Origin of the sequence: Tianweitania sp., assembly GCF_032053605.1 — a bacterium.
In the GTDB taxonomy this organism is placed as follows: Bacteria; Pseudomonadota; Alphaproteobacteria; order Rhizobiales; family Rhizobiaceae; genus Tianweitania.
On sequence record NZ_DAMBUH010000061.1, the window covers coordinates 1 to 19,188 of the forward strand.

Below are 19,188 nucleotides of genomic sequence, written 5' to 3' on the forward strand. Positions count from 1 at the left end.
TAGCATTCTTTCTGGACGATCAGCGAAGCCCGGCACTGTCCGGGCTTTTCTTTTTCCGCGCTGCTCATACCTCTAGCCATCAACCACCACGCAGGATTTCAGCTTCATGGCCTATGACTTCGACCTCTTCGTTATCGGTGGTGGCTCTGGTGGTGTGCGGGCAGCGCGTGTTTCGGCACAATTGGGCAAGAAGGTCGCCATTGCAGAAGAATACCGCTTCGGCGGGACCTGCGTGATTCGCGGCTGCGTGCCGAAGAAGCTGATGGTTTATGCCTCGCAGTTCTCCGAGAAGTTCGCCGATGCGCCGGCCTATGGCTGGACCGTTGGCGAAACCAGCTTCGACTGGGCAACCCTGATCGCCAACAAGGATCGCGAGATCGAACGGCTGGAGCAGGTTTATCGCGGTGGGCTCGACCGGACGGATGTCACGATCTTTGACGAGCGCGCGACGCTGAAGGACAAGCACACGGTGCAGCTGGCGTCGGGCAAGACCGTCACAGCCGACACGATCCTGATCGCCACTGGTGCTCGCCCCAATCCGCACGAGTCACTGCCGGGATCTGAACTGGCGATCTATTCCGACGACGTGTTCGACCTGAAGGAACTGCCGAAATCGATCGTGATTGTCGGCGGCGGCTATATTGCCGTGGAATTTGCCAACATCTTCCACGGCCTGGGCGTCGATACGACCGTCGTTTATCGCGGCCAGCGCATCCTTGGCGGATTCGACATGGAGCTGCGCGAGCACCTGCAGAACGAAATGCAAAGCAAAGGCATTCGAATCCTTTGCCACACGATGTTCAAGTCGATTGCGAGGCGCGAGGACGGCCGGCTGGATGCCGAAATGTCTGACGGCAACATTATCTGCGCTGACCAAGTGCTGATGGCAATCGGACGCCTGCCGAACACCGAAGGACTTGGGTTGGAAGCGCTTGGGCTCGAACTCGGCCACAACGGTGCCATCCCGGTGGACGACTATTCTCGCACTTCGATCGACAACATCTGGGCGATCGGCGATGTGACGAACCGGGTCCAGCTCACGCCGGTCGCCATCCATGAAGCCATGTGCTTCGTGGAAACGCATTGGCACGATAATCCGACCCGGCCTGACCACGAGATCATTCCGACGGCCGTGTTTTCGCAGCCGGAGATCGGCACGGTTGGCATGACGGAAGAAGAGGCGGCCAAGACCTATCCCGAGCTGGAAGTCTATCGCGCCGCCTTCCGTCCGATGAAGACCTCGTTTGCCGGTCGGGACGAGCGCATGATCATGAAACTGCTCGTCGACGCCGCAACCAAGGTGGTTGTCGCAGCGCACATCATTGGTCCGGATGCGGGTGAGATGGCGCAGCTCCTCGGTATTCCGATCAAGGCCAAGCTGACCAAGGATGCGTTTGACCGCACCATGGCGGTTCATCCCACAACTGCCGAAGAACTCGTCACGATGTATTCGCCAAGCTACCGGCTGAAGAACGGCGAACGCGTTTCTTGATCGTCAACCGGTCTTGATCCTTAGCCGGGCTGGCATGGTTCTTAACCTTCCTGTATAGGACCGGCACTTCCCAACAACGGAGAAGATGCGGGCAATTAGAGAGCGCCGCAAAGCCAAATAGGTGCAGTGATGACGAAGTGGTCGCCGAATTCGTGGAGAGCCAAGCCGATCCAACAGGTCCCGTCCTATCCAGACATGGCCGTGCTGGAAGAGACAGAGGCTCGTCTTGCTACGTTTCCGCCGCTCGTTTTTGCAGGTGAAGCGCGCAAGCTGAAGAAGCAGCTCGCCTCCGTTGCCAATGGTGAGGCCTTCCTGCTCCAGGGTGGCGACTGTGCCGAAAGCTTTGCCGAGCATGGTGCGGACAATATCCGCGACTTCTTCCGCGTGTTCCTGCAGATGTCGGTCGTGCTGACCTATGCCGGCGCGCAGCCGGTGGTGAAGGTCGGCCGCATCGCCGGTCAGTTCGCCAAGCCGCGCTCGTCCGACATCGAAGCCAAGGGCGAGGTTTCTCTGCCGTCTTATCGCGGCGACATCATCAACGGCATCGAGTTCGACGAGAAGTCGCGCATTCCCGATCCTGCGCGCCAGGAAATGGCGTATCGCCAGTCGGCCGCGACGCTCAACCTGCTGCGCGCTTTCGCGCAGGGCGGCTATGCCAGCTTGGAAAACGTCCACAAGTGGATGCTGGGCTTCGTGGCCGACAGCCCGCAGGCAGCAAAATATGAGGCGCTCGCCAACCGCATCACCGAGACCATGGACTTCATGCGTGCGGTGGGGATCACCTCGGAAAGCAACTACGCACTGCGCGAGACGGATTTCTATACCAGCCATGAAGCACTTTTGCTCGGTTACGAACAGGCGCTGACACGCGTAGATTCGACGTCCGGCGATTGGTACGCGACGTCGGGCCACATGATCTGGATCGGCGACCGTACGCGCCAGCCGGATCACGCCCATATCGAATATTGCCGCGGCATCAAGAACCCGCTCGGTTTAAAATGCGGTCCTTCGCTGACACCCGATGGCCTGATCGAGCTTTGCGATTTGCTCAATCCGGAGAACGAAGCGGGTCGTTTGACGCTGATCGCGCGCTTCGGTGCCGACAAGGTTGGCGATCATTTGCCGAAGCTGGTTCGCGCTGTGGAAAAGGAAGGCCGCAAGGTCGTCTGGTCCTGCGATCCGATGCACGGCAACACGGTGACCGCTGCCGGCTACAAGACGCGGCCGTTCGACCGCATCCTCAAGGAAGTGCAGAGCTTCTTCGAGGTGCATCGCGCCGAGGGTACTTATCCGGGCGGCATCCATGTCGAGATGACCGGCAAGAACGTCACCGAATGCACCGGCGGGGCGCGTGCTATCCGCGACGACGAACTGCAGGATCGCTACCACACCCATTGCGATCCGCGTCTCAATGCCGAACAGGCCGTGGAGCTGGCGTTCCTGGTCAGCGAGTTGCTGAAGAAGGCGGAAACGCCGCAGCAGAAGAAGGCGGTTAACGGTTAGAATCATGACGCAATACGGTGACTCCCATCTCGCTCACACGGGTTCATGCCTGTGCGGCCAGGTGCGTGTCACCGCGCGCGGCGCCTTGCGCGGCGTCGTGTTTTGCCATTGCTCGCAGTGCCGCAAGCAGACCGGCCTGTATTACGCGGCCACTGAGGTGGCTGACGACCAGCTTTCGGCCGAGGGCGCGGAGAACGTCTCGTGGTATGAGGCGAGCGCCTTCGCCAAGCGTGGCTTCTGCAAGATGTGCGGCTCGGCCTTGTTCTGGAAGGCAGTTCAATCCGATGTCACATCGGTGATGGCAGGTCTGTTCGATCAGCCCTCCGGGCTCGAACCTGCCATGCACATCTTCACGGCCGACAAGGGCGACTTCTACGAGATCGCCGATGACCTTCCGCAGCATGAAAGGTCATCGGATGACGTTCCGGTGGCGCCAGTCTGACGCTCAAGCGTCGTTCTGCTTTTCGCGCGCCATGACCTTGCGCACGACGACCACCACCAGGAGCGTGACGGCCAGGATGATGGCGACGGCGATGATGACGCGCTGGTGTTCGTGCAATGCGTCGCCGATCAGCGCTTCCGCGCCAAGCCCGAAGAAGTAGCCGATCCCCACGAAGAGCGTCGCCCAGACGATCGACGACAGCACGTTGTAGATCAGGAACGTGCCCCAATCGATCTTGGCAAGACCACAGCAAACCCCGCCGAGCAGCCGCAGGCCATAGGCATAGCGGTTGAAGAAGACGAATGCGCGGGGACGCGTTTGCGCCAGGCGCATGGCATGCTTGAAGCCTGGCTTGCCACGCATTTTCGTGACCCAGCGATGATCCGCAAACCACTTGCCGAAGAGGTAATAGGCGGTGTCGCCGATAAAGGTGCCGATCAGCGCCGCGACATAGGTCTGCCACAGCGGCAACAGCATCTGGTGGGCGAAGAAGCCGCCGACGATCGCGACGCTTTCGCCTTCCGCCGCGCTTCCAGCGAATACAGCAAGGATGCCGTATTCACGGACAAAGGAGTCAACGGCATCAATCATCGGAAGTGTTCAGTATCCATGCGTCAGCGACTTCATCTTGCGTCAAACGGGTCGCAAGCATGGGCCATGATTGCCGGTAAAAGCGACATGGCGATGTCCTGACCAGATGAATTGCGTGTTGCCTACTCTTTTCTCTGGAAGACGGCAATTGCAGGCTCATAAGTCGCGCGCTAGATCATTGATATGGCTCAGACACAATCAGACTCTTCTCCGCTCAATGTTCTCCGTGTCGCGATTGCGCAGCTGAATCCGACGGTTGGCGACATATCCGGCAACCTCGAATTGGCGCGTAAGGCGCGCAAGGAGGCAGCCGGGCAGGGCGCGGACATCGTTCTCTACACCGAGCTTTTCATCGCCGGTTATCCGCCGGAAGACCTCGTTCTCAAGCCCGCCTTCGTGGATGCCTGCGAGCGCGCGGCGCGCGAGCTTGTGAAGGACACGGCGGATGGCGGACCCGGTGTCATCATCGGCACCCCGCTGAAGCGCACGAGTGGCGTCCATAATTCCGTGATCGTGGCCGATAACGGCGAGATCTTGGGCGAGCGGTTCAAGCTCGACCTGCCGAACTATGGCGAGTTCGACGAGAAGCGCGTGTTCCAGCCGGGCCCGCACATGCCTGGACCGGTAAACTTCCGCGGTGTGCGGATCGGTATCCCGATCTGCGAGGACATCTGGGGCCAGCTGGGCGTTTGCGAGACTCTGGCCGAGAGTGGGGCCGAGATCCTCCTCGTGCCGAATGGCTCACCCTATTATCGCGGCAAGATGGATGTCCGGCAGCAGACGGTGATCCGGCAGGTCATCGAAAGCGGTCTGCCGATGGTGTGGGCCAACCAGCTCGGCGGTCAGGACGAGTTGGTGTTCGACGGCGCCTCCTTTGGCATCGAGGCCGACAAGTCGCTGGCTTTCCAGCTGTCCGAGTTCGAGGAAACGGTTGCGGTCGTGACCTGGAAGCGCCGCGATGGCGTTTGGGTCTGCGACAGCGGCCCGATGGCAAAGCTGCCGCAGGGCGAGGAAGCCGATTACCTCGCCTGTATGCTGGGACTGCGCGATTATGTGAACAAGAACGGCTTCAAGAACGTCGTGCTCGGCCTTTCCGGCGGCATCGATTCGGCGGTGTGTGCCGCCCTTGTCGCAGATGCGCTGGGCGAAGAACGGCTGCATGCAATCATGCTGCCTTACCGCTACACGTCGGAGGAATCGCTGACCGATGCCAAGGCTTGCGCCGAAGCGCTCGGCTGCCGCTATGACATCGTTCCGATTTCCGAGCCGGTCGAAGGCTTCTTGTCATCCCTAGCCGAGACCTTTGCGGGCACGAAGGAAGGCATCACGGAAGAAAATCTGCAATCGCGTACGCGCGGCGTGATCCTGATGGCGGTGTCGAACAAGTTCGGCTCGATGGTGGTCACGACCGGCAACAAGAGCGAGATGTCGGTCGGTTACGCCACGCTTTACGGCGACATGAATGGCGGCTTCAACCCGATCAAGGATCTCTACAAGATGCAGGTCTATTCGATCGCGCGCTGGCGCAATGCGCATGTTCCGGCGGGTGCGATGGGGCCATCGGGCGAGGTCATCCCGGTCAACATCATCGACAAGGCGCCTTCGGCCGAATTGCGCGAGAACCAGACCGACCAGGATTCGCTGCCGCCCTATCCCGTGCTCGACGACATCCTGGAATGTTTGGTCGAGAACGAGATGAGCGTACAGCAGATTGTGGCGAAGGGCCATTCGGCGGAAACCGTTCAGCGCATCGAGCACCTGCTTTACCTTGCCGAATACAAGCGTCGGCAGGCGGCACCGGGCGTGAAGATCACGCGCAAGAATTTCGGCCGCGACCGCCGCTATCCAATCACCAACCGCTTCCGCGACCGGGGATGAGCGAAGTCGAGATCAGCTTCGACCTTGCAGAGCTCGATGTTCCTCGCACCTCGAAGTTGCTGCGGGACAGCTATTGGGGCGCGGGACGAACGGATGCCTTGCACGAAGTCGCCTTTGCGAACTCGATCTGTGCGATCGCCCTGATTGATGGCGAGCAGGTCGGGTTTGCACGTGCATACGGCGACAAGGCGCTGTTTGCGCGGATATCCGACGTGATTGTCTGGCCGGAGCATCGTGGCAAGGGGATTGGCAAGGCTCTGGTTGCAGCACTGCTGGAGCATCCGGACCTGCGCACAGTCACGGCGTGGGCGCTGGCAACGTCCGACGCACATGGCCTCTATGAGCAGTTCGGCTTCGAGTTGATCGAGGCCGGCAAGGAGATGCGGCTGAACCGGAGCAGCATGTAGCCTCTTGCGAGGTGGCTAAGGCTCACGCATAAACTTCATCGTCAGGTGCCGGTGCCATGCCGGAGAATCGGGAATCCGGTGCAAAACCGGAGCGTGCCCAACGCTGTGAGGCTGACGCAGGCTGCATCGTGCCACTGGGGTCAAACCCGGGAAGGCGGCAGCGAATGCGGTTGAAGCCGAGCCAGAAGACCGGCCTGACAGGATAGACCGATCCGCGCGGACGGCGGCAGGTTGTTCTGGCTGTCTCCTGTTGGGGACGGCGTCTGCATTGTTGGGGACAAACGATGCCAAACCAGCCTTGCCGCGGCGGCCTTGCGCCCGCTGCTCGCTTTTCGCCCGATGAGCGCGACGCCGTTTACAAGGCGATCGAAACGCGACGCGACGTGCGCGATCAGTTCCTGCCGCAACCCCTGCCTGATGATGTGGTCACGCGCTTGCTGCAGGCAGCGCATGCCGCGCCGTCCGTCGGTTTCATGCAGCCTTGGAGCTTCATCCTGGTGAGCGACGAGCAAGTGAAGGAGCGTGCGTGGCAGGCTTTTTCGCGCGCCAATGACGAGGCTGTCGCGATGTTTCCCGATGCGCAGCGCAACCGCTATCGCAGTCTGAAGCTCGAAGGCATCCGCAAGGCGCCGCTCAGCATCTGCGTGACCTGTGACCCCGATCGTGCGGGACCGGTGGTGCTTGGACGGACGCACAATCCCCGCATGGATGCGTTTTCGACTGTGTGCGCGGTCCAGAACCTTTGGCTAGCGGCGCGGGCAGAAGGGGTTGGCGTCGGCTGGGTCAGCATTTTCCGGGATGCCGACGTGCGCGACCTGCTGGGCATTCCCGAGCGGATCGAGATCATCGCCTGGCTTTGCCTTGGCTATGTCGATGCGCTCTATGAGGAGCCGGAGCTCGCGGTGAAAGGCTGGCGGCAGCGTTTGCCGCTGGACGAACTGGTGTTTCGCGATCGCTGGGGTACGCGATAGAGGCTCAACGCGATCAAATGCTTGCGGTGGAACCGGCTTGGAGCTACGCCGCACCTCATGACAACAATCGTTCGCTTCGCGCCGTCTCCGACGGGCATGATCCATATCGGGAATGCGCGCACCGCGCTGTTCAACTGGCTGTTCGCCTTGAAGACGAGCGGGCAACTGATCCAGCGTTTCGATGACACGGATGTTGCGCGCTCAAAACAGGAACATGCCGACGCGATCCTGACCGATCTCGCATGGCTGGGAATCAAGCCGTCGGCAATCGAGTACCAGTCCAAGCGCTTTGCGATCTATGATGCCGCGGTGGCCAAGCTGAAGGCGGCCGGGCTGCTTTATCCCTGCTATGAAACGGCTGAAGAGCTTGAGCGTCGCCGCAAGATCCGGCTGTCGCGCCGCTTGCCGCCAGTCTACGGCCGTGAAGCGCTGAAGCTGACGGCTGACGAGATCAGCGCGCTGGAAGCCGACGGGCGCAAGCCGCATTGGCGCTTTCTCCTGCCCAACTTTGCGGATGATCCATTCGCCCCAAGGCGTACCGAAGTGCATTGGGATGATGTCGTGCGCGGACCGCAGACGGTGGATCTCGCCTCCATGTCCGATCCGGTTCTCGTGCGCGAGGACGGCACCTATCTTTATACGCTGCCGTCGGTGGCCGATGACATCGAGATGGGCATCACGCACATCATTCGTGGCGACGACCATGTGACGAATACCGGCGCGCAGATTGCCTTGTTCCGAGCGTTGGGAGCCGAACCGCCGGCTTTCGGACACCACAATCTGCTGACCACGGCCAGCGGCGAAGGCCTTTCCAAGCGCACAGGTGCTTTGTCGATCACGGGCTTACGTGAGTCGGGCATTGAGCCGATGGCCGTGGCCTCGCTGGCAGTTCTGATCGGAACGTCGGAAAGCGTGCAGCCGGTTGCCACGATGGAAGAGCTTGCTGCGCGCTTCGATCCCGCTGCAACCTCCAAGTCCGCTGCGAAGTTCGATCCGGCTGAGGTCGGAACGCTCAATCGCGCTTTGATCCACCAGATGCCATTCACCGAGGTTCAGACGCGTTTGGCTGAATTGGACATTGATGGTCCGCAGGCCGAGGCGTTTTGGCTGGCTGTGCGGGGCAATCTGGAGACCGTTGCCGACGCCGCAACCTGGTGGCGGATCGTCCGAGAAGGTCCGGATACTGCTGAGAGCCTGTCTGACGAGGATCGCGGCTTCGTGTCTGAGGCGTTCGATCTGCTTCCGCCCGAGCCGTGGGATCGCGGCACCTGGAAAATCTGGACCGATGCCGTGAAGGCGCAGAGCGGCCGCAAAGGTAAGGCGCTGTTCATGCCGCTCCGACTTGCGCTTACTGGGCGCCTGTCCGGCCCGGAGCTCGCAGATTTATTGCCCCTTCTTGGGCGGGCAGGAACGTTGGCCCGACGACCCTGACGCGCTTGTCCGCGTCGGACATCGACCGCGCCGGCGCCGGTTCCGGCGGGCGCACGGTCGGGATGGCCGGCGCTTTTTCCGCTTCTTCCTGAGCCGGCGAAGCCAGCACCTTGGGTTCCTCGCTCTTGGGTCGAGCCGCCGTCACGGACGGAGCTTGCTTTTGCTGGGCGCTTTGATCCGGCAGCACCTGAATAGACGGGCTGGCTGTTACCGGTGCAGCTGATGGCGCAGTTGGAGGTGGCGCGGCCGGCGTGTTCTGCGTCGGTACGTTGGCAGCGGGTTGATCCGGAACGCTGGCGATCGTTGGTTCTGGGGCAGCGGGGGCGCAGGCGGATGCACCGCTTTGCGGCTGGTTGCGGTAGAGATTGGCCGTCGGCAAAGCGGAATAGGGTTCGTTCTTGTCCGCTGACACCATCTCGGCCGCGTCCTGATCCGGCACCTTGTGGTAGTAGAGCCGCATCTCCGTGGACGGACAGGTCGCCTGGCACGCCTTGGCATCGCGCGCAAAGTCGTCTCGAGTCACACCATAAGACATCGGGAAGAAATAGCCGTCGGATGTTCGGACGCAGATCGTGCGCAGGCGGTCTTGTGACGGCTCGGGCTGAGATGGGCGTGGAACGGCGACTTCCTGCGGCTTGGGTGCAGGCTCATGACAGCCGGCATCATCGATGGCCCGCTGGATGCGCTGGCGCTCGACAGGGCTGCTGCGGCTTGAACCCAGCCGCGCGCGCTCGCGCTGCAACTCGGCGTAATTCCGTTCCATTCGCGCCAGCGTGTCTTCGATCTGACGGCAGACGCGATCGGCTCCGCCGTCGAAGCCATAGCCGCAATCCGCACGCTGCCATTCGCCTTCGGTAAGGGCAAGCTGCCGTTCCTGCTCGGTGATGGCGCGGTCATATTCGCGCGCCTTGGCCGAGCTTTGACTGCCCTTACCCGTAGCCGCCAGTTCGGCTTCCAGCTGTCGGCAAAGCTGAGGCGAGGCGGCGAGGGCCTGACTTGGCGCGAGCGAAGCCGTCAGCAGCAGAGCCGCTAGTGCGCCTGTCAAACTCGGCCATTGTCTCCACGCCATAGACGTCCGTGCCTCCATTCCGAAACACGCTCGACGACGATTGCGGCAAGCCTATGCCAAAGCTCGCATGTGCCTGTGAATTCTTCGTCAGATCGCTGCGGGATGATGCAGGCGCTGCGATGCTTCCACCACGGCCAGCGCCGTCATGTTCACGATGCCACGCGAGGTCACCGACGGGGTGAGGATATGCGCGGGCTTGGCCGTGCCGAGCAGGATCGGCCCGACATGCAGCGCATCCGTCATCATCTTCACGGTGTTCATGGTGATGTTGGCGGCATCGAGGTTCGGGAAAACCAAGAGGTTGGCTTCGCCCTTCAGCGTCGAATGCGGATAGATGCGGTTGCGCAGCGTTTCCGAAAGCGCCGAGTCCGCATGCATTTCGCCGTCGCATTCAAGGTCCGGCGCGCGGCTTTTTAGGATGCGCGCTGCTTGACGCATCTTCAGCGTCGAGTCGGTATCGCGAGAGCCGAAATTGGAGAAGGACAGCATCGCAGGCTTGGGTTCGATGCCGAAGCGCCGGATTTCTTCGGCCGCGAGCATCGTCATCTCGGCGATCTCTTCTGCCGACGGATCCACGGTGACATAGGTGTCGGTGTAGAAGGTCACGCCCTTGGGCGAGATCAGCATCGACAAGGCCGAAAGATCGCGATCGCGCGTTTCCTCGCTGGCGCCGATGATCAGGCGCACATAGCGGATGTGGCGCTCGAAGCGACCGGACAGGCCGCAGATCATGGAATCGGCATCACCACGAATGAGCGCGATCGCTGCGATCACGGTGGTGTCGGTGCGGACCAGGCTGCGTGCGCCTTCCAGAGTCACGCCACGACGGCCGGCTCTAGCGATCAGTGTTTCCACATAATCGCGATACCGCGGATCGTCTTCCGGATTGATGATCTCGAAGTCGACGCCCGGCCGGATCTTCAGACCATAGCGGGCGAGGCGAGTTTCGATGACGGCTGGACGGCCGACGAGGATCGGTTTGGCCAGGCCTTCTTCCAGAACAACCTGGGCCGCACGCAGAACGCGTTCGTCTTCACCGTCGGCATAGATGACGCGCTTTGCGCCGGCGCTTTTCGCGGCCGAGAAGATCGGCTTCATCACCAGGCCGGAGCGGAACACGAAGCGGTTCAGCCGGTCGAGATAGGCCGGCATGTCGGTGATCGGCCGCCGCGCCACGCCACTTTGCGCCGCAGCTTCCGCGACAGCCGGCGCAATGCGGAGGATCAGGCGAGGATCGAAGGGCGACGGGATCAGGAAGTCCGGTCCAAACATCGGCGTGTCGCCGGAATAAGCTCGGGCGGCAACGTCGGATGGTTCTTCGCGGGCGAGTGCTGCGATGGCGCGTACTGCCGCCATCTTCATGTCTTCGTTGATCGCGGTTGCGCCGACATCCAGCGCGCCGCGGAAGATGTAGGGGAAACAGAGGACGTTGTTGACCTGGTTGGGAAAGTCCGAGCGCCCGGTGCAGATCATGGCATCGGGACGTGCTGAGCGTGCCAGTTCCGGCATGATCTCGGGCGTCGGATTGGCCAGAGCTAGGATCAGCGGCTTCTCGGCCATTTCGGCTAGAAGCTCAGGCTTCAGAACGCCGGCAGCGGACAGGCCGAGGAACACATCGGCACCGCCGATCACATCGGCCAGCGTACGAAGCTCCGTTTCCTTGAGATAGGGCGCCTTCCAGCGATCCATCTCTTCCGCACGGCCGACATAGGCGACGCCGTAGCGGTCCGTGATCCAGATGTTGTCCGGCTTTGCGCCGAGTGAAACCAGCAGGTTGAGACAGGCAAGCGCAGCAGCGCCCGCGCCGGAGGTGACGATCTTCACCTCTTCGATGCGCTTGTCTGCAATCTCCAGCGCGTTCAGAACGGCGGCGGCCACGATGATCGCGGTGCCATGCTGATCGTCATGGAACACGGGAATGCGCATGCGCGCCTTCAACTGTTCCTCGATCTCGAAGCATTCCGGCGACTTCACGTCTTCCAGATTGATGCCGCCGAAGGTCGGCTCCAGAGCTGCAACCGTTTCGACCATGCGGCTGATTTCGGGCGCATCGACTTCGATGTCGAAGACGTCAATTCCGGCGAACTTCTTGAACAGGACCGCCTTACCTTCCATCACCGGCTTGGAAGCAAGCGGTCCGATATTGCCGAGGCCGAGGACGGCCGTGCCGTTCGACACGACGGCCACGAGATTGGCGCGCGTGGTGTAGTCATCCGCGGCATCCGGGTTGTCCTGAATGGCAAGGCAAGGCGCTGCGACACCCGGAGAATAAGCAAGCGCCAGGTCGCGCTGATTGCCGAGCGGCTTGGTCGATTGGATCTCGAGCTTGCCGGGCGTCGGATAGCGATGGAAGAACAGAGCGCTCTGATCGAGGTCGCCTGAAGCGGGTTTTTTATCCTGCATCTCGACCATCGTGTTCTCCAATCAAACTCAAACAATAGAAAGAACGGTGGCACCGGTCCACCTTATGATCCTGCCGCATAGCAATGACAGGCGAACGAAGCTAGGCCGTGCGGAAATAACCGTTCCACAAACGCAGCGAATGCGCCTTGATGCGGTAAAGCAGGGTCGGCCAGCGACGGCTCCAATGGAACTTCTTCTGCTTGGAAATGGTGCTGGCGACGCCGCGCTGACGCGCCAGCCGGGGCATGATCGAGCGCACGGCAACGCCGGTTTCCCAAGGGGATTCCATGTAGTGATCCACCGGCACATAGATCGGGAACGCGCTGTCCAGCAGGCGCTGCGCCGCGAACTTGTCGATGAGGTAGGCCGCGCAGCACGCTTGATGAGTGAGGGGCTGCACCAGCCGGTAAGTGTCGTCGATCGCACCGGCATCGCGGGTCAGACCCGGCCGTTGCCACGACAGCTTCATCAGCATGCCGGGGCGGTACGCGCGAAGCACGTCCTGGAGCGTTTCCGTCCAATCAGGTTGGAAAACGGCATCGTCTTCCACGATCAGCAGCATGCGATAAGGCTGGCTGGCGAGAAAACTCCAGGCCGCCGTATGGCTGAGATAACAACCAATGTCGCCCGGCGTGATCTTGCGTCCGTTGGATTGTTCGAAACGCTCGTGGCTGACCTTGGCTTCCAGTGACCGATCCAAAGCGCGGCCATCGACGGCGCGCAGCCGCACATAGGGCAGGCCGCTGGCTTCGAGCTGTTCACGGATGGCTTCCCAGCGTTCGATCGAGCGATCGAGATTGATCGCGCAAATGAGCACGTCCCCGCCGCTGCCTGGGCGCGAGCGTTCCCAGTCAATCGTAGCCTCGATTGGGGCGGCGGGGTCGTGCTTCATCTATTCAACGGGTCCTCAAGCCTGATCACGCGCAACGATGCGCGAGCGTTGCTCGCCGAGCTTCTCGATGCCGAGATGCAGGCGGTCGCCGACCTCTAAGAAAACCGGCGGCTTCTTGCCGGCGCCCACGCCGGGCGGGGTGCCGGTGGTGATCACGTCGCCGGGCTCCAGCGCCATGAATTCGCTGAGGTAGGAGATGACCTTTGCAACGGAGAAGATCATCGTGTCCGTGTTGCCGGTCTGGCTGCGCTCGTCGTTCAGGTTCAGGAACATTTCGAGCGCCTGCGGATCAGGAATCTCGTCAGCGGTGACGATCCAGGGGCCGAGCGGGCCGAAGGTGGGAGCGCTCTTGCCCTTCAGCCACTGCCCGCCGCGTTCCTTCTGGTAATCGCGCTCCGACACGTCGTTGCACAGGGCATAGCCAAGAACATGCGACAGCGCGTCGGCTTCCGAAACATAATCGCAACGCTTGCCGATCACGACGGCGAGCTCGACTTCATAGTCGAGCTTCACCGAGCCTGATGGCTGGATGATGTCGTCATTCGGACCATTGAGGCAGCTTGGCGCTTTGGAGAAGATCAGCGGCTCGCTGGGAATGGCCGCGCCGGTTTCCGCAGCATGGTCGGCAAAGTTCAGGCCGACAGCCAGGAAATGACCGATGCGCGAGAGCGGCGAACCGATGCGGGTATCGCCGGCAACCTCGGGCAGCGCGGAGAGATCAGCCTTGCGCAGCGTCTCGATCAGTTCGAACGAAACCGTCTCTGGGCTGAAGTCGGCAACCAGCGATGAGGCATCGCGGATGGTGCCATTGTCATCAACAAGACCGGGACGTTCCTGACCCTTCGGGCCAAAGCGAACAAGTTTCAAAGCTGCCTCCTAGGTGTTCTTGCTCTGTGATCTCAAAAAGCGGAGGGATAAAGGCCGCCGTCGAGGATCATGTTTCGTCCGGTGATGTAGCCGGCATGCGCGGAGCACAGGAAGGCGCAGGCCTTGCCGAACTCTTCCGGTGTGCCGATGCGTCCGGCCGGGATCTCGCGGCGCTGGCGCTCGGCAAACTCTTCCAGCGGCACACCTGCCTTATCAGCCGCGAACTGCGTCGTGGAGCGAATGCGGTCGGTGTCGAACTTGCCCGGCAAGAGGCCGTTGATCGTGACGTTGCGGTTGGCGACCGTCTTGGCAACGCCCGCCAGGAAGGCGGTGAGGCCCGCGCGTGCACCGGATGACAGATCCAGCCCGGGGATCGGCATATAAATGGACAGCGAGGTGATGTTCACGATGCGCCCGAAGCCGCGCTCGGCCATGCCGTCGATCACCGCCTGAATGAGTTCGAGCGGGGTGACCATGTTCTGTGTCACGCCGTCAAGCATGGCCTGACGATCGAGCTTGCGGAAGTCACGCGAAGGCGGGCCGCCATTGTTGTTGACGAGGATGTCCGGGTTCGGACAGGCCGCAAGCAGCGCCGCCTGACCTTCGCGGGTGGAAACATCGGCTGCCACTTCGCTGACCTCGACGCCGAAGCGGTCGCGGATCTCGCGCGCGGTCGCGGCAAGCGGCTCCGGATCACGGCCGTTCAGAACGACATCGACGCCTTCCTCGGCCAAAGCAAGCGCGCAGCCACAGCCAAGGCCTCTGCTTGAAGCGCAGATGATCGCCTTCTTGCCGGTCAGTCCAAGATCCATGTCATGCCTCGCGTCATCAAGCCGCCTGGGTGATGCTGGCTATGGGAAGCGACGGCCGGGTTGTCCAGCCATTTGTGTACCACAGAGCTTCACTTAGCCCCACAGTGCTGAAACAGGCGGTGAGACGATGGAGCCGGTGTAAGTGAGACCCGGATCGCGATCGCGCGCCAACAGCAGCGGACCATCGAGATCCACGAAGTTTGCACCCTGTGCCAGCAGGATCGCCGGCGCCATCGATAAAGACGTGCCGACCATGCAGCCCACCATGATCTGGAAGCCGAGCGCTTCGGCTGCACGGCGCAGATCGAGCGCTGCTGTCAGCCCGCCTGTTTTGTCCAGCTTGATGTTGATGGCATCATAGCGGCCGCGAAGATCGGTCAGATCATCCAGGCCATGCACGCTTTCGTCGGCGCAAACAGGCACCGGGCGGGGAATGCGGCCGAGCATGTCGTCGGAGCCGGCAGGCAGCGGCTGTTCGATCAGGGCGATGCCCAGCCTTGCCGCCTCGGCAAGGTGCATCTCGATGTTGCTGGATGTCCAACCCTCGTTCGCGTCGAGAATGATGCGGCTGTTCGGTGCAGCTTTCGCAACCGCCTCCATGCGCGACCGATCGTCTGCTGTTCCGACCTTGACCTTCAGGAGCGGGCGCCAGGCATTGTCGCGGGCGTCCGCTGCCATCCTTTCCGGCTCGCCCAGCGAGATGGTGAATGCCGTTTCGAGCGGCTGCGGCGCAGCCAGACCGGCCAGTTCGCTAACGCTGCGTCCACTCTGTTTGGCTTGAAGATCCCACAAAGCGCAGTCCACGGCATTGCGAGCCGCACCTGGAGCCATTACGTCAATCAATTCTTGACGATCAATCCCGCTTTCGATTGCAGATCTTGCTGTTTCGATTTGCAATCGGACGCTTTCCGTTGTTTCACCATAGCGGCGATATGGCACGCATTCGCCGCGTCCCTGCGCTCTATCTTCGACCAAGGTGCACAGGATCACTTCGGCTTCCGTCTTGGAGCCGCGGGCGATCGTAAAAGCGCCGGCTATCGGAAATCGTTCTTCTTCAAGGTAAAGATGGCGCGGCATCAAACATCTCGCGAGTGTTGCCGTGAGCACAATGACAGTGCACGCGGGTCGGGCTAAGAAGGCAACATGTTGACCAAAGCCGAAGACGGTGCAAGCGCCGACGCGCAGCTCCAAGACAATGCGGATATTGCCGTCACGGAAGACGGTGACGGTGTGACTTGCACCTTCACCGGTCCCTGGACAACCCACAGCGTTGCCCAGGTGGATGCCGGGATGCGCGACCTTGAGAATCGCGATGGCGTTCGTAGCTTGCGGCTCGATCTCGGTCAGGGTTCCTCCTTCGACACCGCCGGTGCGTGGCTGATCAAGCGGTTGGCGCAAAAGCAGGCCAACAAGGGCGCGGACGTTGATTTCGTCAACGCGTCCGACACGATGGCTATCTTGCTAGATGCCGTCGATGAGATGGCCAAGTTCGAAGATGCGCCGGTCACGGCTGGCCGCTTCGACTGGCTGGCGCCGTTCGAAATCGTCGGCCGCAACGTGGCGTCGCTCGGAACGGACTTCCTGGCGGGCATGCATATTCTGGGATCGACGATTCGCGGCGCTCAGATGAAGCTGGGCCGTGGTCACGCGATCAACCCGGCGGCCATTGCCTCGCAGATAGACAAGATGGGCGTGGGCGCCATTCCCGTGGTGGTGCTGATGGCGGCGATCGTTGGCGCCATCATCGCACAGCAGGGCGCTTTCCAGCTGCGCTATTTCGGCGCTGAAATCTTCGTGGTCGATCTGGTCGGCATTCTGATCATGCGCGAGTTGGGCGTGCTGCTCACCGCCATCATGATCGCCGGTCGCTCAGGCAGCGCCATCACGGCCGAAATCGGGTCGATGAAGATGCGCGAGGAAATCGACGCGCTTCAGGTCATTGGCCTCAATCCGGTGGGCGTGCTTGTTTTCCCGCGTCTTGTGGCGCTGGTGATTGCGCTGCCGTGTCTTTCGATCATCGCCAACTTCGCCGCATTGGGCGGAGCGATGTTCGTGGCGTGGAGCTATTCCGGCATTCCGCCGCAGGCCTTTATCGACCGGCTGCGCGAATCGATTGACCTGTCATCCATTCTCGCCGGCCTGATCAAGGCGCCATTCATGGCCATCATCATCGGCATCATCGGTTCGGTTGAAGGCATGAAGGTGGGCGGCAGCGCCGAATCGCTCGGTCGCCAGGTTACCACCTCGGTCGTGAAATCGATCTTCATCGTCATTGTCGTGGATGGGCTTTTTGCCATGTTCTACGCGGCCATCAATTTCTGAGGCACAGGTTGGACGCGTCCACACAACATCAAGAACAGAACGACACGACGACGCCCCAGCAGGGCGGCGAGCGAGAGGTCATTCTCGAAGCGCGCGACGTCACCGTGTCGTTCGGCGACAAAACCATCCTCGAAAACCTGTCGCTCGATGTTTATCGCGGCGAGATCCTTGGTTTCGTCGGTGGTTCGGGCACCGGCAAATCGGTTCTGCTGCGCACGGTGCTGGGATTGAACAAGAAGCAGAGCGGCACGATCAAGCTGCTTGGCGTTGATCTCGATGGCGCCAACGAGCGCACGCGCATGGCCGTTGATATGCGCACAGGCGTGCTGTTTCAGCATGGCGCGCTGTTTTCGGCGCTGACGGTGCTGGAGAATATTCAGGTGCCGATGCGCGAATATCTTGATCTGCCGCCAAAGCTGATGAACGAGCTGGCGCGGTTGAAGATCGACCTCGTCGGCCTGCCGCAGGATGCTGGTCCGAAATATCCGTCCGAACTGTCGGGCGGCATGATCAAGCGTGCTGCCCTTGCGCGCGCACTGGCGCTCGATCCAGCCATCGTGTTCTTGGACGAGCCGACATCCGGCCTTGATCCGATCGGCGCGGCCGACTTCGACGATCTGGTGAAGACCTTGCGGGACACGCTCGGCCTCACTGTTTACATGGTGACCCATGATCTCGACAGCCTGTTTTCCGCCTGCGACCGCATTGCGGTGCTCGGCAAGAAGCGGGTGCTGGTCGACGGCACCATCGAGGACATGCTGAAAAGCGATGAGCCTTGGGTAAAATCCTACTTCCGCGGCAAGCGCGCGCGGCAAATCGACCTCGAAGCGCGGGAAACGGCGTAGATGGAAACCAGAGCCAACTATGTGGTCGTGGGTATCTTCACGATCGCTGCGATCCTTGCAGCCTTTGCCTTCGTGTACTGGACGGCGGTGGTGGATAGCCAAGGCGAAACCGCAACGCTGCGCGTGCGCATTCCGGGCTCCGCGTCCGGTCTCGGCCGCGGCAGCGCCGTGCTGTTCAACGGCGTGAAGGTCGGCGACATCACCCGCGTCTTCATCGACCGCAACAATCCAACCGACGCGATTGCCGATGCGGAGATCAATACGTCAACCCCGATCACCCAGTCGACGCAGGCCGATATCGGTCTGGCCGGTCTGACGGGCCAAGCGAATATCGAGCTCAAGGGCGGCAATCTTGCTGAGCCGAATCTGCTTCAGGAAGCCGAGCGCAATGGCGAGATTGCGCAGATCACGGCCAATCCGTCGGCTGTGACCAACCTCCTGCAGACAGCGCAGCAGATTTTCCGCCGCGCAGATTCCGTGCTGGTGGAACTCGAAGGCTTCACCAAGGATGCGCGCGGCCCGCTGACCGACACCGTTCAGAACGTGAAGGTCTTCTCAGATTCGCTCGCCCGCAACGCGGAAGGCATCGACACCTTCCTGGCGAGCGTAAGCCGCCTGTCCGAAACGCTGGATGGCGCATCGCAGAAGCTCGACGGCGCTTTGACGGCGGCAGAAGGCCTGCTCAACTCGGTGAACCGCGAGCAGGTTTCGGAGATCGTCAACAACGTCACGACGTTCACCGAGACATTGCGGGACTCGTCTGGCCGCGTCGATGCCATCATGTCGTCCCTGAATGCAGCCGCCGACTCGGTTGAGTCCGTTGTCACCGGTGCCAATACGACAATCGCCCGCGTCAACGACGTCGTTCAAGCGGTTGATCCGGCAACGGTGCGCAATACGCTGACCAACATCGAGCAGGCCGGCGTTTCGGCCAACCGCGCCATGAACGACTTCGCGGCCGTGACCGACAAGATCGGCCAGCGCGCCGGCGACATCGATCAGACGGTTGCCGATGCGCAGCAGTTCATGCAGCGCCTGAACCAGGCATCGGTGCGCGTCGATGGCATCCTGCTCAAGGTCGACAATTTGCTGGGTTCGGGCGAGGCCAATGGCTTGATGGCAGATGCCAGCAACACGTTGCGTTCGTTCAAGCAGGTCGCCGACCAGTTGAATGCGCGCATCGGCGTGATCACGGACAACCTGACCCGCTTCAGCGATCAGGGCCTGCGCAACATCGATGGGCTGGTTTCCGATGGTCGCCGC

17 protein-coding genes and 1 riboswitch are annotated in these 19,188 nt (G+C 61.4%); of the genes, 10 read left to right on the forward strand and 7 right to left on the reverse strand.

Annotated elements, in window-relative coordinates:
* Positions 1–106: 106 nt before the first annotated feature.
* The 3 genes from gor (at position 107) to RTX98_RS13685 (ending at position 3,437) form a co-directional block, all read left to right on the forward strand.
* Complete coding sequence (gor, locus tag RTX98_RS13675; protein WP_312797249.1) at positions 107–1,492, forward strand: glutathione-disulfide reductase; 1,386 nt, start codon at positions 107–109, stop codon at positions 1,490–1,492.
* A gap of 129 nt (positions 1,493–1,621) precedes the next feature.
* On the forward strand, positions 1,622–2,995 hold the full coding sequence (locus RTX98_RS13680) for a class II 3-deoxy-7-phosphoheptulonate synthase (RefSeq protein WP_312797250.1): 1,374 nt from the start codon (positions 1,622–1,624) through the stop codon (positions 2,993–2,995).
* A 4-nt stretch (positions 2,996–2,999) separates the two neighbouring features.
* Positions 3,000–3,437, forward strand: coding sequence for a GFA family protein (locus tag RTX98_RS13685; protein WP_312797252.1), 438 nt, complete (start codon positions 3,000–3,002; stop codon positions 3,435–3,437).
* Positions 3,438–3,440: 3 nt separating this feature from the next.
* On the opposite strand, the gene RTX98_RS13690 is transcribed toward RTX98_RS13685, so the two are convergent.
* Positions 3,441–4,028, reverse strand: a complete 588-nt coding sequence (locus RTX98_RS13690) for a DedA family protein (RefSeq protein ID WP_189502433.1) — start codon at positions 4,026–4,028, stop codon at positions 3,441–3,443.
* A gap of 183 nt (positions 4,029–4,211) precedes the next feature.
* Here RTX98_RS13690 and RTX98_RS13695 point away from each other — a divergent pair, with 183 nt between their 5' ends.
* From RTX98_RS13695 to gltX, 4 genes are all read left to right on the forward strand, one after another.
* Positions 4,212–5,906, forward strand: coding sequence for an NAD+ synthase (locus RTX98_RS13695; protein ID WP_312797255.1), 1,695 nt, complete (start codon positions 4,212–4,214; stop codon positions 5,904–5,906).
* Positions 5,903–6,313, forward strand: coding sequence for a GNAT family N-acetyltransferase (locus RTX98_RS13700; RefSeq protein ID WP_312797257.1), 411 nt, complete (start codon positions 5,903–5,905; stop codon positions 6,311–6,313). The genes RTX98_RS13695 and RTX98_RS13700 overlap by 4 nt, the downstream gene beginning before the upstream one ends.
* 26 nt (positions 6,314–6,339) lie before the next feature.
* Positions 6,340–6,526: riboswitch (cobalamin riboswitch) on the forward strand.
* Positions 6,527–6,597: 71 nt separating this feature from the next.
* On the forward strand, positions 6,598–7,284 hold the full coding sequence (gene bluB, locus RTX98_RS13705) for a 5,6-dimethylbenzimidazole synthase (protein WP_312797259.1): 687 nt from the start codon (positions 6,598–6,600) through the stop codon (positions 7,282–7,284).
* Positions 7,285–7,341: 57 nt separating this feature from the next.
* On the forward strand, positions 7,342–8,715 hold the full coding sequence (gene gltX, locus RTX98_RS13710) for a glutamate--tRNA ligase (protein ID WP_312797260.1): 1,374 nt from the start codon (positions 7,342–7,344) through the stop codon (positions 8,713–8,715).
* On the opposite strand, the gene RTX98_RS13715 is transcribed toward gltX, so the two are convergent.
* From RTX98_RS13715 to dgcA, 6 genes are all read right to left on the reverse strand, one after another.
* Positions 8,633–9,784, reverse strand: a complete 1,152-nt coding sequence (locus RTX98_RS13715) for a DUF2865 domain-containing protein (protein WP_312797262.1) — start codon at positions 9,782–9,784, stop codon at positions 8,633–8,635. The two genes, gltX and RTX98_RS13715, sit on opposite strands and share 83 nt — an antisense overlap.
* 87 nt (positions 9,785–9,871) lie before the next feature.
* A complete protein-coding gene (locus tag RTX98_RS13720; protein ID WP_312797263.1) occupies positions 9,872–12,196 on the reverse strand; it encodes an NADP-dependent malic enzyme in 2,325 nt (774 codons plus the stop codon).
* A gap of 91 nt (positions 12,197–12,287) precedes the next feature.
* Positions 12,288–13,079: a glycosyltransferase family 25 protein gene (locus tag RTX98_RS13725; protein ID WP_312797264.1), complete on the reverse strand. Its 792-nt coding sequence runs from the start codon at positions 13,077–13,079 to the stop codon at positions 12,288–12,290.
* 15 nt (positions 13,080–13,094) lie between these two features.
* Complete coding sequence (locus RTX98_RS13730; RefSeq protein WP_312797266.1) at positions 13,095–13,946, reverse strand: fumarylacetoacetate hydrolase family protein; 852 nt, start codon at positions 13,944–13,946, stop codon at positions 13,095–13,097.
* Between the two features lie 32 nt (positions 13,947–13,978).
* Positions 13,979–14,758 (reverse strand): SDR family oxidoreductase, encoded by a 780-nt coding sequence (locus RTX98_RS13735; protein WP_312797267.1) that lies wholly within the window; start codon positions 14,756–14,758, stop codon positions 13,979–13,981.
* A gap of 93 nt (positions 14,759–14,851) precedes the next feature.
* A complete protein-coding gene (dgcA, locus tag RTX98_RS13740; protein WP_312797268.1) occupies positions 14,852–15,835 on the reverse strand; it encodes an N-acetyl-D-Glu racemase DgcA in 984 nt (327 codons plus the stop codon).
* A 66-nt stretch (positions 15,836–15,901) separates the two neighbouring features.
* On the opposite strand from dgcA, the gene RTX98_RS13745 reads away from it, so the two are divergent.
* From RTX98_RS13745 to RTX98_RS13755, 3 genes are all read left to right on the forward strand, one after another.
* Positions 15,902–17,080: an ABC transporter permease gene (locus tag RTX98_RS13745; RefSeq protein ID WP_312797270.1), complete on the forward strand. Its 1,179-nt coding sequence runs from the start codon at positions 15,902–15,904 to the stop codon at positions 17,078–17,080.
* Between the two features lie 8 nt (positions 17,081–17,088).
* A complete protein-coding gene (locus RTX98_RS13750; protein ID WP_416223128.1) occupies positions 17,089–17,925 on the forward strand; it encodes an ABC transporter ATP-binding protein in 837 nt (278 codons plus the stop codon).
* The coding region (locus tag RTX98_RS13755; protein WP_312797271.1) for an MlaD family protein at positions 17,926–19,188 on the forward strand (1,263 nt) is incomplete at its 3' end.

Bases quoted from the DNA above. Each gene is read 5' to 3' on its own strand.
- gor (WP_312797249.1), top strand. From the start codon at position 107: ATGGCCTATGACTTCGACCTCTTCGTTATCGGTGGTGGCTCTGGTGGT.
- RTX98_RS13680 (WP_312797250.1), top strand. From the start codon at position 1,622: ATGACGAAGTGGTCGCCGAATTCGTGGAGAGCCAAGCCGATCCAACAG.
- RTX98_RS13685 (WP_312797252.1), top strand. From the start codon at position 3,000: ATGACGCAATACGGTGACTCCCATCTCGCTCACACGGGTTCATGCCTG.
- RTX98_RS13690 (WP_189502433.1), bottom strand. From the start codon at position 4,028: ATGATTGATGCCGTTGACTCCTTTGTCCGTGAATACGGCATCCTTGCT.
- RTX98_RS13695 (WP_312797255.1), top strand. From the start codon at position 4,212: ATGGCTCAGACACAATCAGACTCTTCTCCGCTCAATGTTCTCCGTGTC.
- RTX98_RS13700 (WP_312797257.1), top strand. From the start codon at position 5,903: ATGAGCGAAGTCGAGATCAGCTTCGACCTTGCAGAGCTCGATGTTCCT.
- bluB (WP_312797259.1), top strand. From the start codon at position 6,598: ATGCCAAACCAGCCTTGCCGCGGCGGCCTTGCGCCCGCTGCTCGCTTT.
- gltX (WP_312797260.1), top strand. From the start codon at position 7,342: ATGACAACAATCGTTCGCTTCGCGCCGTCTCCGACGGGCATGATCCAT.
- RTX98_RS13715 (WP_312797262.1), bottom strand. From the start codon at position 9,784: ATGGCGTGGAGACAATGGCCGAGTTTGACAGGCGCACTAGCGGCTCTG.
- RTX98_RS13720 (WP_312797263.1), bottom strand. From the start codon at position 12,196: ATGGTCGAGATGCAGGATAAAAAACCCGCTTCAGGCGACCTCGATCAG.
- RTX98_RS13725 (WP_312797264.1), bottom strand. From the start codon at position 13,079: ATGAAGCACGACCCCGCCGCCCCAATCGAGGCTACGATTGACTGGGAA.
- RTX98_RS13735 (WP_312797267.1), bottom strand. From the start codon at position 14,758: ATGGATCTTGGACTGACCGGCAAGAAGGCGATCATCTGCGCTTCAAGC.
- dgcA (WP_312797268.1), bottom strand. From the start codon at position 15,835: ATGCCGCGCCATCTTTACCTTGAAGAAGAACGATTTCCGATAGCCGGC.
- RTX98_RS13745 (WP_312797270.1), top strand. From the start codon at position 15,902: ATGTTGACCAAAGCCGAAGACGGTGCAAGCGCCGACGCGCAGCTCCAA.